The organism is Aliisedimentitalea scapharcae, assembly GCF_045277565.1.
GTDB lineage: Bacteria > Pseudomonadota > Alphaproteobacteria > Rhodobacterales > Rhodobacteraceae > Aliisedimentitalea > Aliisedimentitalea scapharcae.
Map to the genome: position 1 here is coordinate 4111140 of NZ_CP123584.1, position 12623 is coordinate 4123762.

At 55.6% G+C, this 12623-nt stretch carries 13 protein-coding genes; 4 read left to right on the forward strand and 9 right to left on the reverse strand.

Annotated features, from left to right (window positions below; genetic code table 11):
- Window positions 1-74: 74 nt before the first annotated feature.
- Both QEZ52_RS19110 and QEZ52_RS19115 read right to left on the reverse strand, forming a co-directional pair.
- Window positions 75-290: a hypothetical protein gene (locus QEZ52_RS19110; RefSeq protein ID WP_406646169.1), complete on the reverse strand. Its 216-nt coding sequence runs from the start codon at window positions 288-290 to the stop codon at window positions 75-77.
- A gap of 27 nt (window positions 291-317) precedes the next feature.
- The gene (locus QEZ52_RS19115) at window positions 318-1676 is read right to left on the reverse strand and encodes an ammonium transporter (RefSeq protein WP_406646170.1); all 1359 of its coding nucleotides are present in this window, start codon (window positions 1674-1676) and stop codon (window positions 318-320) included.
- A 540-nt stretch (window positions 1677-2216) separates the two neighbouring features.
- Between QEZ52_RS19115 and QEZ52_RS19120 the strand changes: the two genes are divergently transcribed.
- The 4 genes from QEZ52_RS19120 to QEZ52_RS19135 all read left to right on the forward strand — a co-directional run bounded on the left by QEZ52_RS19120 (window position 2217) and on the right by QEZ52_RS19135 (window position 6064).
- Window positions 2217-3362, forward strand: a complete 1146-nt coding sequence (locus QEZ52_RS19120) for an aminomethyltransferase family protein (protein ID WP_406646171.1) — start codon at window positions 2217-2219, stop codon at window positions 3360-3362.
- Between the two features lie 69 nt (window positions 3363-3431).
- Window positions 3432-4043, forward strand: a complete 612-nt coding sequence (locus tag QEZ52_RS19125) for a dimethylamine monooxygenase subunit DmmA family protein (RefSeq protein WP_406646172.1) — start codon at window positions 3432-3434, stop codon at window positions 4041-4043.
- A complete protein-coding gene (locus QEZ52_RS19130) occupies window positions 4040-5005 on the forward strand; it encodes a PDR/VanB family oxidoreductase (RefSeq protein WP_406646173.1) in 966 nt (321 codons plus the stop codon). Before QEZ52_RS19125 ends, QEZ52_RS19130 begins: the two co-directional genes overlap by 4 nt.
- A 15-nt stretch (window positions 5006-5020) precedes the next feature.
- Window positions 5021-6064, forward strand: coding sequence for a DUF3445 domain-containing protein (locus tag QEZ52_RS19135; RefSeq protein WP_406646174.1), 1044 nt, complete (start codon window positions 5021-5023; stop codon window positions 6062-6064).
- Between the two features lie 315 nt (window positions 6065-6379).
- Here QEZ52_RS19135 and QEZ52_RS19140 read toward each other — a convergent pair whose 3' ends face one another.
- The 7 genes from QEZ52_RS19140 to QEZ52_RS19170 form a co-directional block, all read right to left on the reverse strand.
- On the reverse strand, window positions 6380-7036 hold the full coding sequence (locus QEZ52_RS19140) for an XRE family transcriptional regulator (RefSeq protein WP_406646175.1): 657 nt from the start codon (window positions 7034-7036) through the stop codon (window positions 6380-6382).
- 238 nt (window positions 7037-7274) lie between these two features.
- Window positions 7275-7895 carry a tetratricopeptide repeat protein gene (locus tag QEZ52_RS19145; protein ID WP_406646176.1) on the reverse strand — a complete coding sequence of 207 codons (621 nt, stop codon included), beginning with the start codon at window positions 7893-7895 and terminating at the stop codon, window positions 7275-7277.
- Window positions 7846-8553: an ABC transporter ATP-binding protein gene (locus QEZ52_RS19150; protein WP_406646177.1), complete on the reverse strand. Its 708-nt coding sequence runs from the start codon at window positions 8551-8553 to the stop codon at window positions 7846-7848. The genes QEZ52_RS19145 and QEZ52_RS19150 overlap by 50 nt, the downstream gene beginning before the upstream one ends.
- Entirely contained in the window at window positions 8543-9310 is a 768-nt protein-coding gene (locus tag QEZ52_RS19155; protein ID WP_406646178.1) for an ABC transporter ATP-binding protein, read from the reverse strand. Before QEZ52_RS19155 ends, QEZ52_RS19150 begins: the two co-directional genes overlap by 11 nt.
- Window positions 9307-10287 carry a branched-chain amino acid ABC transporter permease gene (locus QEZ52_RS19160; protein WP_406646179.1) on the reverse strand — a complete coding sequence of 327 codons (981 nt, stop codon included), beginning with the start codon at window positions 10285-10287 and terminating at the stop codon, window positions 9307-9309. The genes QEZ52_RS19155 and QEZ52_RS19160 overlap by 4 nt, the downstream gene beginning before the upstream one ends.
- Window positions 10280-11149, reverse strand: coding sequence for a branched-chain amino acid ABC transporter permease (locus tag QEZ52_RS19165; RefSeq protein ID WP_406646180.1), 870 nt, complete (start codon window positions 11147-11149; stop codon window positions 10280-10282). The genes QEZ52_RS19160 and QEZ52_RS19165 overlap by 8 nt, the downstream gene beginning before the upstream one ends.
- A gap of 74 nt (window positions 11150-11223) precedes the next feature.
- Window positions 11224-12516 carry an ABC transporter substrate-binding protein gene (locus QEZ52_RS19170; protein WP_406646181.1) on the reverse strand — a complete coding sequence of 431 codons (1293 nt, stop codon included), beginning with the start codon at window positions 12514-12516 and terminating at the stop codon, window positions 11224-11226.
- Between the last annotated feature and the right edge of the window lie 107 nt (window positions 12517-12623).

The following is a 12623-nucleotide window of genomic DNA, read 5'->3' on the forward strand; positions in this document are numbered from 1 at the left end:
ACTGTTATGAAACTTATTTTCCTTAGAAGGAAAAACGGGCGCATCGTTTAATGCGCCCGTCCAGTGGAGAAATCTTAGTATTTCTCAAGTATCTTATGGATTTTCTCTTCGTCACCCATATGTTTAGCCTCTTCCAGGTGCTTGCCCTCTCGGACAAATTGGATGCGGTGCCACCCAATCCAGAAGGCCACCCCTAAGATCACCATCAGCACTTCGCTTCCCTGGAAGGGATAGACGGGGCCGACATCCGCCAGATCCACAGCCCAGCTTTCGTAACCAATCGTAGACATTTTGATTCTCCTTAACTTGCTGTGATTTTATTGACCGGCCAGAGCGGCCTTGTCGGCGGCAATGATTTCGGCTTTTGCGTCTTCGTAAGCGTGGTGCTCAGCGTAATCGAGACCTTGCAACTCCACCTCTTCGGGGATCCGCAACACGCCAGCTGCGGCCTGCATCTTGGACACGATGAAGGCAGGCAACCACCCCAGGACAAAGAACATGATAAAGGCACCAACAGTCTGACCGATCGGGTTGATCGCCGCGTACCCTTCAAACGGCGAACTCGGAACGCCCCAGAGCAGGAAACCCGCGATGATCAGACCAACCACACCAGAGTACCCGTGTACCGCAACTGCGCCCACAGCATCATCCAGCTTGAACTTGCGCTCGACCCAATAGTGCAGCTTGTAGACGATGACGACACCGACAGCGCCAACCAGCATGGCCTGGATCGGATGATACAGATCGTTGCCCGCAGATGCGGTGATGATACCCGCGAGACCACCCGAGAACGTCCAGAACGCGTCGCCCTTGGACACCACATAGGCCGCCATCAGACCGCCGGACAGCGACATGAGGAAGTTGAAGGTGATCGCCGACAGCGATGTAGGAGCCAAATAGATATTGGTTGCAGTCCACGTGGTTCCAACGATTTCGCCACCGATTACTTCGGGTGAAATCAAAGGCACGTTACAGGCCGCATAGAAGCCCCAGAAGCCCGAATAGATCAGAAAGATACCGATCGTCAGCATCCACGGATTATGAGGCGGAATATCACGCGGCGTGCCGTCGGGGGCAAATTTGCCGATCCGTGGACCCAGCACCATGATCACACCCAATGCATAACCACCGGCAATCGCATGGATAACACCGGATGCATAGGCATCGTGGTAACCCAGTTCACGCACCATCCAACCCGCATAGTGCCAGCCCCATGCCGCATCAATGATCCAGAACACCGAGCCGATCAAAACTGCGTGGACCCACAGCGCCGAAGACCGGATCCGTTCAATCACTGCCCCGGACACGATTGACGCCGCAGTCCAGGAGAACAGAAGGAATGCAGCCCAGAACACACCGGTGATTCGATCAGCCAGGTTGGTGCCCATGGTTTCCGACCACGGCAGATTCGCCGGTGCCAAATCCTGGTTCAAGCCGCCAAAGAACGGGAAATCCGGAAACGCCCAGTAGATCCACCACCCAAAGAAGAAAAAAGTCACCGTGACCAACGGAATGATCATGATGTTTTTCATCAATGTGTGCATATGATTACGATGACGGCTCGCGCCGACTTCGTACATGCAGAACCCGACGTGAATCAGGAACATGAAAACAACTGTCACCCAGTAGTAAAACTCGGTGAATATCGTTGTAAGCGCATTTAAATTACCATCCACTTTTAGCCCTCCCTGTTGGCTGTTTGATGGGCATTTTGCCTCTTGGTGAAAAAATATTCTTGAAACATTGCGCGACGAAAGCTGAATGTGTCAACAATCATGTGAAAAAAAGTTCACTTTCAGGAATTTCTTGGCACCCAAATAACGCCCCGATCGCGATGCCTGATTCTGTAGCAACCCTGGGAAAAACCGAATCGGGGCACCTTCTGCGCATCGACAGCGAACCGACATCTCCAGCCCCTAAAGACGCTGTTCGGTGAGGATCCTGGTGTTTCCGTGGCTTTGACCTGGGCCAAGCATGAAGACACCCCAACAGGAAACATCTGGTTCAAACTGGTCTAAAGTCCCCTTGCAGGAAACATCTGGTCCAAACTGGTCCAAAACACCCCTGCAAGTTACCGCGCAACCAGACCCTTAAGAGAAATTCTTTTTCCTGATGGGAATAATTATTGACAATCACAGGGCTCAAAGGGCTAACTGGCCTAGACCAAAATGAACCAAACGTGGATTCTGGTACCACGCGAACAGGGAGATAACAAAATGGCCATCATCTGGCGGACTTCGGCGCTGGCACAGCGTCACAGGGAAATCGGCGCCGAGCTTGAGGACTGGAATGGGATGGGAACCGCCTGGTTCTATGATCACACGCCGGAACGCGCCAAAGCCGATTATGAAGCGATCCGGACCAAAGCCGGGCTGATGGATGTCTCTGGCCTGAAAAAAGTTCACGTTGTTGGCGAACATGCCGCCCAGGTCATCGACCGTGTCACCACCCGCAATGTCGAAAAGATCATGCCTGGACGCTCGACCTATGCCTCGATCCTGAATGATCAGGGCAAATTCGTCGATGACTGTATTATCTACCGCCTCTCGGTCAACAGTTGGATGGTCGTGCACGGCACTGGCACCGGCATGGAACAGCTGAGCACCGTAGCCGCCTCAAAAAACTGTGCGGTGATCTTTGACGACAACATGCATGACATGTCGCTACAGGGTCCGGTTGCCGTTGATTTCCTGGCAAAACATATCCCCGGCATTCGGGATCTGACCTATTTCGGCATCATGCAGACCAAATTGTTCGGCTGCCCCGTGATGATCTCGCGCACCGGCTATACCGGCGAACGCGGATATGAGATTTTCTGCCAATCCAAAGACGCCGTTCACCTGTGGGACAACATCCTGTCGGATGGCGCAGACATGGGCATCGTGCCGGTTCAGTTTTCGACCCTCGATCTGCTGCGCACCGAAAGCTATCTGTTGTTCTATCCGGGCGACAATTCGGAAACCTATCCGTTTGACGGCGAAACCTGTGGTGATACGCTGTGGGAACTGGGTCTGGAATTCACCGTCTCCCCCGGCAAAACCGGATTTATCGGTGCCGAAAACCACTACGCAGCCCAAGGCAACGAACGGTTCAAGATCTACGGCGTGATGCTGGAGGGAACCACACCCGCCGACGAAGGCGCGGACCTGCTGCAGAACGGCGAAAAGGTCGGCGTGGTCACTTATGGAATGTACTCCGAGGTGAACAGCCACAACGTCGGCATTGCACGCATGCCGGTTGCTTGCGCCTCGCCCGGCACAGCGCTGACCGTCCGTAACGGTGATGGCACCGAGATTGCAGCAACAGCCGAAGAGATGCCCTTCTACGACAAGGACAAAGCCGTCCGTACCGCAAAGGGCTGACCCGGATCCCGAGCGTCCCCATCCGGGGGGCGCTCGCTTTCGTCAATCCGACCGTAGGAACAGACCCACATGTCGAAAACCGTATTTCCCCCCTCGATCAACAGCCGCCCGGTTTACGGCGAGCTTGAGGTGCGTCCGGGCAAACACCATTTGATGATCGCCGATGCGACCGGTGCCGAGGCCATTCTTGACCTGGCCAAGGATGCCCCCGCCGATCTCTGGGCCAAAACGCACATTATCTATATCCCCAAGGACACCGGTGAAAGATACACCGGTGAGCTCAAGGCCCTGACCCCCGCGCAAATGTATGTTGGCCCATCTTATGAAGCCGCAAAACAGCGCATCACCGATACTTTTGCCAAGGCGCACATGGGCCTTCAGGTCTATCTGACCGGCACCGAAGGTGTGATGGGCCAAGCCATGGCTGCCGCCATCGCTGCGGGTATTCCGCACACAGCCATTCAGACAGAACACCGCGGATCAACCGCACGCCGCATGCAATGTGTGCACTGCAAAGGCATCACCGAAGACGTGACCACCGACCCGTTCGTGTGTTCGCACTGCGGCCTGAATCTGTTCGTGCGTGATCACTATTCCCGTCGCCTGGCCGCATTCCAGGGTGTCTGCATCGACGCCGAAGACCCCGGCAACGTCCCCCCGCAAGTGGAGGTGTTCAAATGAGCGCAGGAACAGCCAAAATCAATGTCACCGTAGCCGAAGTCAAACCGATCAACGACCTTGTGACCCGGTTCAAATTTGTCCGCACCGGCGGCGGTGAACTGCCCACCTTCTCTGGCGGTGCACACACGGTTGTCGAGATGCAAGACGGAAGCACGACGCGCCTGAACCCATACTCGCTGATGTCCGATCCGGCCGATCGCGGGGCCTATATGGTCTCGGTCCGCCGCGACGACGAAGGCCGCGGTGGATCGCTATTCATGCACAACAATGTCCGTGAAGGCATGGAGATGGTGATTTCCAACCCGGTGAACCTGTTTTCGCTGGATCTGCGCGCCAAAAAACACCTGATGCTGGCTGGTGGCATCGGCATCACACCTTTTGTCGCCCAAATGGCCCAGCTGTCGCATACCAATGGCTTGTTCGAGCTGCACTACTCGGTCCGCACCGCATCGCTGGGCACCTATGCCGAGGAGTTGAGCGAACAATACGCCAACAAGGTACACATCTATCACGATGATCAGAACGAGCGCATAGATCTGGAAACCTTGCTGGATGGGCAGCCATTGGGCACCCATATCTATGTTTGTGGCCCCAAGGGCATGATCGAATGGGTTCACAAGACTGCCGAAGAACTGGGCTGGCCCCGAGAAGCCGTTCATTCCGAAGAATTCCTTGCACCTGCTTCCGGCAAACCGTTTGAAGTGAAGTTGGCCCAGTCCAACAAGATCATTCAGGTCGGCGAACACCAGTCACTGCTCGAAGCTTTGGAAGCCAACGATGTGGATGCGCCCTATCTGTGTCGTGGTGGCGCATGCGGCCAGTGCGAAACCACGGTTGTCGAATGTGATGGCAAGCTGGTCCACTATGACCATTGGCTGACAGACGAACAACGCGAAGGCGGCAAGCTTATCATGCCCTGCGTGTCGCGGTTCGAGGGCAAGACACTGGTTCTGGACCGGTAAGGGAGAGATGACGCAATGACGATCCAATTCAACGACGAAACCTTTCGCGACGATTTCACGTTTCGAAATTCACCCAAAGCGATCCAACGCTTCCCCTTTCCGTTTCACGAAGACAGCTACATGTATTCGGTGAATCTGGAACCACATCTATCAACCCGTCCGGGCTCACCTTTCGAGTTCGCCTTTGACGTCGATGAACACTATGTCGCCGAGATGCGCGACCGGGCCCAGGTTCTGGCGGATGACCCGCTGAGGTGCCAATCGCTGCCGCATATGACGTTGGCAGGCTGGGATCTGGTCGAATATATCATGGAGGCCAAAGCCCGCGACTATCCGGACTTGTTCGAATTGCACAAGGACGGAGATCGCTGGCGTTGGATCAACAAGCCGCTGGGCATTGATGACACCTTCACTTTCCTCGATGAAAGCACCCTGCCCTATGGGCCGATGGAATATATCACCCGTCAAACCCAAGGCGATTTTGCCCTTCTGGATCAACGCGATGACAACCTGTGGATGGACGCCGGAATGGTCACCACCCAGGCGGATTGGTCCCTGGATTTCGACATCGGCATGAACTTCTTTGAATGGCATGCGCCCGTGCCCAAGGCCAATGAAATGGGCATTTTTGTGCGTGCGTTGAAATTCCTGCTGAACCTACAGCAGGGCGCGCCGGTGCGCCGCCTGAACTGGACGATGACCGTGAATCCGCTGCTCGATACCAGCCCCGAGAACTATCATAAATGGGGGACGATGAAGACCGGGCTGACCATGGACAACATCGGTGAAAAACAGCACCTGCGGGTTGAGCTGCAAACTTTGTTCCGCCTGCCAAGGTCGAACGCGATCTGCTTTCCGATCCGGGCGTATCTGGGCAGCTTCAATGATCTGGTCAGCGTACCCAAATGGGGCCGCCGCCTGCACCGTGTCATCCGCGATTTGCCTGAGGAACTGGCAACCTACAAAGGGTTCATCGACAATCGCCCTCTTATGGTCGAATGGCTGTCGCAATACGATGATGGGGCTCCGACCTCGGACGGTATTTTCCCGGACGATTGATCCGGTTCAACTCAGGCATTCGGCAACGCCTCCCCGTTTTCGAGTGCCCTTTGACTGCCGATGTGCTCCCCCGCATCGGCAGTTTTGGTTTGTCACCCATCAAGATCACCGGAAATCTCCCGCCCTTGCGCTGTCTGATGGCGACGCCCTACGACAATGCAGCGTTGGGCCAAGCCCCCTGCCCGTTTAACGGGCTGGGGGCCGTGTCAGCGCCGTGCATCGCCGTGCACCCACACGGCGATGCACGGCCCAACGGGAGGACGCCCCCGAATGGGGGCTAACGACGGACGGGAGCCCTCCGGGCCTGTCGCTTCGTCAATTGGACTGTGGGTATGAGATGATCGACAGATACCGGGCCGGCAGTTCAACGAGCACTTCGGGTCCGTGCGGAGCATCAGCGTCAAAGAACAGTGTATCCCCAGGCTTAAGGGCAAACACCTGATCTCCATGACGATAATTCACCTCGCCCTCCAACATGTAAAGCATCTCAATCCCTTCGTGTTGAAAGGTTGGAAAGACGTCGGATGTTTCAGACAGGGTGATCAGATAGGGTTCGACCACAACACCACTCGCATTGGCTCCAAGATGACCCAGGAGGTTGTATTGATGCCCGGCACGCGTACCCGCGCGTTCCATCTCGACACCAGCGCCTTCTTTTGTGTGTACCGCGTCCCGTTGCTCTTCAAAACGACGAAAAAAGGACGTTATTGGCACGCTCAGCGCATTGGCCAAAAGCTGCAAGGTTGTCAGAGACGGCGATGTGTTTCCGTTTTCGATCTTGGAAAGCATTCCAATCGACAGCCCAGTCAGATTGGCCAATTCCGCAACGGTAATCCCCTGCTGTCTGCGAAAGGCTCGAACTTCGCGCCCGATCGCGACTTCCAGAACTTTTTCCGACCCTTCGCGAACCCGATGTGGATCCTGGGACAGGTTTGCAGGTGCCGTTGATGACTCTTCTTTTGGTTTGGCCACTCTGAGTTTTCCTTGTATTTTGCTCCGCACTCGTTCGGGTGAGGGTGAAAGCTGAAAGTCTTTCTGCGCGGCACACTCTGTTGAAAATTATTTTACTGTCATTACTAGGATTGGAGAATTTCCATACAAACGCAACCTGTTTCTTTCCTGCCTCTTTCTTTGGCGTTTCTCCGGAGGAAAAAAGGCCGGGCACATACGTAGCCCGGCCAGTCTGGGATAAAGAGGAAAGCGATGCGCGTCATGCATCCAGGATCAACAAACAGGCCCCCAATATCTTGCGGGTGTCATCATAGACATTGGGACGTTCTCCCCGCCAACGAGACGCGTGGCGGTGCCCGGATGGGCGCCCGCTGGTCAATTCACGCAGTGTCATTTCAGTTTCATCAGCGATCAACCCAATGCGCGTCTTGAGATTATTGTGAAAGGTATCGCGGTGCAGGGCTTCCATTCGCAAATGGAACAGTGACGAACGACTGCGGGGCAACACCCGCATATTCTGAACCGCATGATGTGCCCCCTTCCAGATTTGGAGGGCCTGTTTCTGATACGTCTCGGATGCAGCGTGATTGCCCCTGGCCTGCTCCACAATCGCCAGATTTGCGACACTTGCAGCGCGCCGTACATCTGTCGCGTCAAACCGGTATCGCGCCACCAGGTCAGCCAGCTTGAACAGGCGTGCTGACCGTGACCGCGACGCCTTGCGCGGTGTCGCGTCCCAAGCAGCAAGCGCACGCTCCATCAGCCGCTCCCAGATCACATCGGATCGTGTCCAACCAGCCTCCAGCGCAACCTTCATATCGCTGTCAGGCTTAAATCCCCAGATAAGCGGCTCGAACGTGTTCGTTATCGTGAAGCTCATTTGCGGGTCCCTCCAAAGCTGCGTTTCCGGTTTCCAAAACATAGGCATAATCCGCCAGTTCCAGCGCCAATTCGGCGTTTTGTTCGACCAGCACCACAGACAGGCCCTGTTCGTTGATCTCTTCGACAATCTGGGCGATCTCTTCGACGATCACCGGTGCCAGCCCCATCGACGGTTCATCCATTAGCAAAAGACGAGGTTTAGACATCAAGGCCCGCCCGATCGCCAACATCTGTTGCTCCCCACCGGACATGGTTTTGGCCAGCTGGGTCCGACGCTCACGCAGGCGTGGAAAGCGGTGAAAGACACCCTCCAGGTCGGTCTCCACACCTTCCTTGTCATTCCGCAGAAATGCGCCGGTTCGCAGGTTTTCCTCAACCGTCATATCGGGAAAGACGCGCCGCCCTTCGGGCACGTGGGCGATACCGTTTGCCACGACCTTGTGTGCCGGCAAATGGTCAATACGTTTGCCTTCGAACAGGATCTCACCACTGGTTATCGGCATCATGCCCGACATCGCTCGCAATGTTGTGGTCTTGCCTGCTCCATTGCCTCCGATAATGGTCACGATCTTGCCTGTCGGAACCGAAATAGAAATGTCCCGAATGGCGTTGATCTTGCCATAGTTGACGGCGATGTTCTTCATCTCAAGCAACATGGCGTGCACCTCCCAGATAGGCTTCTATGACGGCAGGGTGGTTACGGATTTCCTTGGGACCACCTTCGGCCAGAAACTTCCCGAAACTCATGCAGGTGATATTGTCACACAGCCCCATGATCGCCTGCATGTCATGCTCGACGATCAGGATGGTGATACCATCCGCCTTGAGCCGCTCCATCAAATCCATCATCTGGCGTGTTTCTTCCGGGTTCATTCCGGTGAACGGTTCATCCAGCAGGATTACATCCGGGTGGCTGGCATATGCTACGGCCATGCCCAGCGCCCGCTGGTGCCCGTGGCTGAGGTCTCCGGCACGTTCGCTCAACAATCCATCCAGACCAAAGAACTCCAACGCCTCGCGGGCCCGGGCTTCGGCTCCGTGCCGATCCTCTGCATCCCAGCCGATGATGGCGGCAAAGATGTTGGGGCGGAACGGCATATGTGTCCCGACCAACGCGTTTTCCAACACCGTCAGCTCGGCAAACAGAGTCGAATGCTGGAACGTGCGCACAACACCGCGTCGGGCCACTTCGTGCATCTTCAGGCCCGAGATATCTTCACCCCGCAACAATACCTGTCCTTCGGTCGGCTTGTAGAACCCCGAAATCATGTTGAAGGTCGTGGTCTTGCCCGCTCCATTTGGACCGATCAAACCGTGGATTGTGCCATGTTCAACCTTGAACGACAGGTTATCCACCGCGGTCAGACCGCCAAACCGCATGGTCAGGTCTTTGACTTCCAGGAAATTGGTCATTCTGCCGGGCTCCTCTGTGCGGTACCGTTCGCGGCCTTTTTCTGGGTGATTTTCTGGACGATGCTTTCAAGGCCGTTGGGCAAAAACAGGATCGACAGGATCATGATCGCGCCATAAATCAGCGGCCGCATCTGTTCGAGGCCCAGTTCGCGCAGGACGATTTCGTTCAGAACAGTTAGCACCACACAGCCCAGGATCGGACCATAGAAAGTCGCGGTGCCCCCAACAATCGCCCAGGTCAGCACATAGACCATCAGGTCGATGTCAAAGGCGTTGGGATTGATCGTTCCAATGTAATGCGCCAGCAGCGCCCCCGAGATCCCCGCAAACCCTGATGCAATGGCAAAGGCCAACGTGCGGTACGCGCGAACATTAACCCCCGAAGCCTGGGCCAGTTTGTCCTGCCAATGAACCGCATGGAAGGTCAGGCCAACCGGCGACTTCTCAATCCGCCACAGTATCCACAGGCAGACAGCAACCACGACAGCGGCAAAGTAGTAATAGGAGGTGGGTTCAAAGAAATCGAACTGGTAGAAACCGACCGAGAAATCGGGCATCGGGTCGATCCCCTTGATCCCTTTGGCACCGCCAAACGGGTCGCGAAACCGCTTCCACAACAAACGAATGATTTCACCCGCTGCGAACGAGCCAATCAGAAAATAGAACCCTTTCATCCGGAACAATGGGAACGATAGAACCACCGCGATCAGAGCCGCAGAAATCCCCCCCAAAAGCATCGAAACCGGAACATAGACGCCAAACCTCTTGGTCAAGAGAGCCGAAGTATAAGCCCCCACGCCCATGATCACCACGTGTCCCAAAGACCACTCTCCGGTCAGCGTCAACAGACGGTACGAGGCAACCAGCAGCACGTTGATTGTCAAGAAGACCAGAATTTCCTGCTGCGAAAAGCTGAGCCCGTGCGGCAGGAGAACAAGCCCGACCAGCACCGCAATCCATATCAGTAACTTAGGCACGATCCGCACTCCCAAACAGGCCGGTCGGTTTCACGATCAGCACAATCAGCATCAGACACAGCCCGGTTATGTCGGCGAGCACACCATCATAAAAGGTGGTCACAAAGGTATGAACGAAGGCATACGCGACCGAGGCAATGATCGCCCCTTCGAGCGAGCCAACCCCGCCCACAATGATCACGATAAATGCGGTTACGATCACGGAATGCCCCATATGCGGGTTCACGGACACCAAGGGGGCAGTCAATGCACCCGCAATTCCCGCCAGACCGGCACCAATGAACATGGCAATCTTGGCAGTTTGGGTGATCGAAATCCCCTGCAGTGCGGCCGCTTCTGGGTCCTGGGCCGATGCGCGCAGCGCCCAGCCGAATTTGGTCCGTTTCAGGAAATACCAAAGGACGCTCAGCAGCGCGACGCTGGCGACGATCACATACAGCCGGGCAACCGGCAGACGTACCTTGTCCGAAAATTGAATCACTTCCTGTGTGACCGGTGGAATATGTTCCATCCGAACGCCGAACCCCATGACCGCAAGGGCCTGAAGGATCATCAGGAACCCGATCGAGGCCACCAACCCGCCCAGCGGATTGTCCTTGAGAGGTCGAAACAGCGCCCGCTCCATCAGCAGACCCAGACAGCCCACAAAGACAAGGCCGATTGCAACAGCGACGAAAAACGGCACATGCATTTTTGCATAGAGCGCCACAATTGCGTAGGCACCCGCCATGAAAAGCTCGCCATGGGCAAAGTTAACAACCCCCATGACACCAAAGATGAGCACAAGTCCCACGGCAACGAGAGAAATGTAGCTCGCAGCATACACGGCATTGAGGCCGGTCTGCGCCAGAAGTTCCAACATCGGAAAAGTCTCTATATGTAGTCGATACACGGTGCAGGTTGTCCTGCACCGCCTTGAGGCTTAGGCCGGGGTGATCAGCTGCGCTGATCCCACATCTGGTCGTATGCCTTCATGTGCTTGATCAGCAGATCGCCATGTTTGGCGTACCAATCGGGGATCGAACGAAATCCTTTGATCCGGGCTTTGCCACCTTCGATCGCAACAACTGGCCAGTCACCGACCAGCGCATTGTCGATCCCGAACAGTTCGGTACCCCACCATGCCGCATCGCCAAAGGCATGGGCACCCTTGCCGCCATCCTTCATTGCTGTTGTTACAGCATCCGGATCTGATGACCCTGCTTTTTCAGCCGCAGCCTTCCACAGGTCCATGATCGAGGCATATTCCCAACTTACCGCTCCCCATTGTCCGGGATGGCGTTTGTTGAATTCGGCATAGAACCCATTGGGATCGGTAAAGTTGATATTGTCCGCGTTCAGGGCCGGGTCATCGAAATCGGGGAACTGGAAGATGAATCCTTCCATGAACTCTTCCGAGGTCTTGGCAATCATCTGGTCATAGAAGTCGGCCGTACAGCTGATGATCTGTCCCTTGAAACCCTGCTGGTACAATTGTTCCGCGATTGGATGCACGTAATCCGAATAACAGGTATCCAAACAGACGATGTCCGGGTTCTTGCTGATCAAACGGGTCACGACTGGCGCAAAGTCGGTAGTTGCCGGGTCAAACAACAGCGGGTCGTCCAGCATTTCGATGCCCGCGGCCTCGAACGCGGCCAAATAGGTCGCAACCGATGGCAGACCCAGCGCGTCATCCTGGGCGCACATCACTGCGGTTTTCAGATCGGGTTTGTTTTCCGCCAACCATTCAACACCAGTCACATTATAGATCGGGTGCACTTCGGCAGGCGCAATCAGCGTGTTGGTGTCCGGTGACAGATCAGACGGCAACAGGGTCGAAAACAACATGCCGGTCTTGTCAGCAACCGGTTGCACGCCAGGCCAAGTATCTCCACCCAGCATCATGATAAAGCTGACACCATCTTCGCGGATCAGCTTGGTCGCGCCTGTGCGGGCCTTGGCTGGATCGTATTCGTTGTCATAGGACACGAATTCAACCTTGTGCATCCCATCGTCCAGCTTGATCCCGCCAGCCGCGTTAACGCGTTCGGCCCAGATTTCACACCCGTCCAGACCGGGTTTCCCCCATGCGGCGACCGCGCCGGTCAGTGGGGCCAGAAAGCCGATCTTGATTGTATCCCCCGCTGCAAGCGACATACCGGGCAAGCCAGCGCTCATCGCCGTGGCTGCCGTCGATTTGAGGAAGGTCCGCCTGGTCAATCCGGACTTCACGATCTTGGAAATCATTTCATTCTCCCGTGTTGGTACCGCCTGCGTTCCAAGCGGCCAGAAAAGATGTGAGACCTGTCGCCTTTTGGCGTCTCGTTTTTTCAATTTCACAGCTCACAGAACCA

Bases quoted from the DNA above. Each gene is read 5' to 3' on its own strand.
- QEZ52_RS19130 (WP_406646173.1), top strand. From the start codon at position 4,040: ATGAGCGCAGGAACAGCCAAAATCAATGTCACCGTAGCCGAAGTCAAA.
- QEZ52_RS19150 (WP_406646177.1), bottom strand. From the start codon at position 8,553: ATGTTGCTTGAGATGAAGAACATCGCCGTCAACTATGGCAAGATCAAC.
- QEZ52_RS19170 (WP_406646181.1), bottom strand. From the start codon at position 12,516: ATGATTTCCAAGATCGTGAAGTCCGGATTGACCAGGCGGACCTTCCTC.
- QEZ52_RS19145 (WP_406646176.1), bottom strand. From the start codon at position 7,895: ATGAGCTTCACGATAACGAACACGTTCGAGCCGCTTATCTGGGGATTT.
- QEZ52_RS19165 (WP_406646180.1), bottom strand. From the start codon at position 11,149: ATGTTGGAACTTCTGGCGCAGACCGGCCTCAATGCCGTGTATGCTGCG.
- QEZ52_RS19120 (WP_406646171.1), top strand. From the start codon at position 2,217: ATGGCCATCATCTGGCGGACTTCGGCGCTGGCACAGCGTCACAGGGAA.
- QEZ52_RS19135 (WP_406646174.1), top strand. From the start codon at position 5,021: ATGACGATCCAATTCAACGACGAAACCTTTCGCGACGATTTCACGTTT.
- QEZ52_RS19155 (WP_406646178.1), bottom strand. From the start codon at position 9,310: ATGACCAATTTCCTGGAAGTCAAAGACCTGACCATGCGGTTTGGCGGT.
- QEZ52_RS19125 (WP_406646172.1), top strand. From the start codon at position 3,432: ATGTCGAAAACCGTATTTCCCCCCTCGATCAACAGCCGCCCGGTTTAC.
- QEZ52_RS19110 (WP_406646169.1), bottom strand. From the start codon at position 290: ATGTCTACGATTGGTTACGAAAGCTGGGCTGTGGATCTGGCGGATGTC.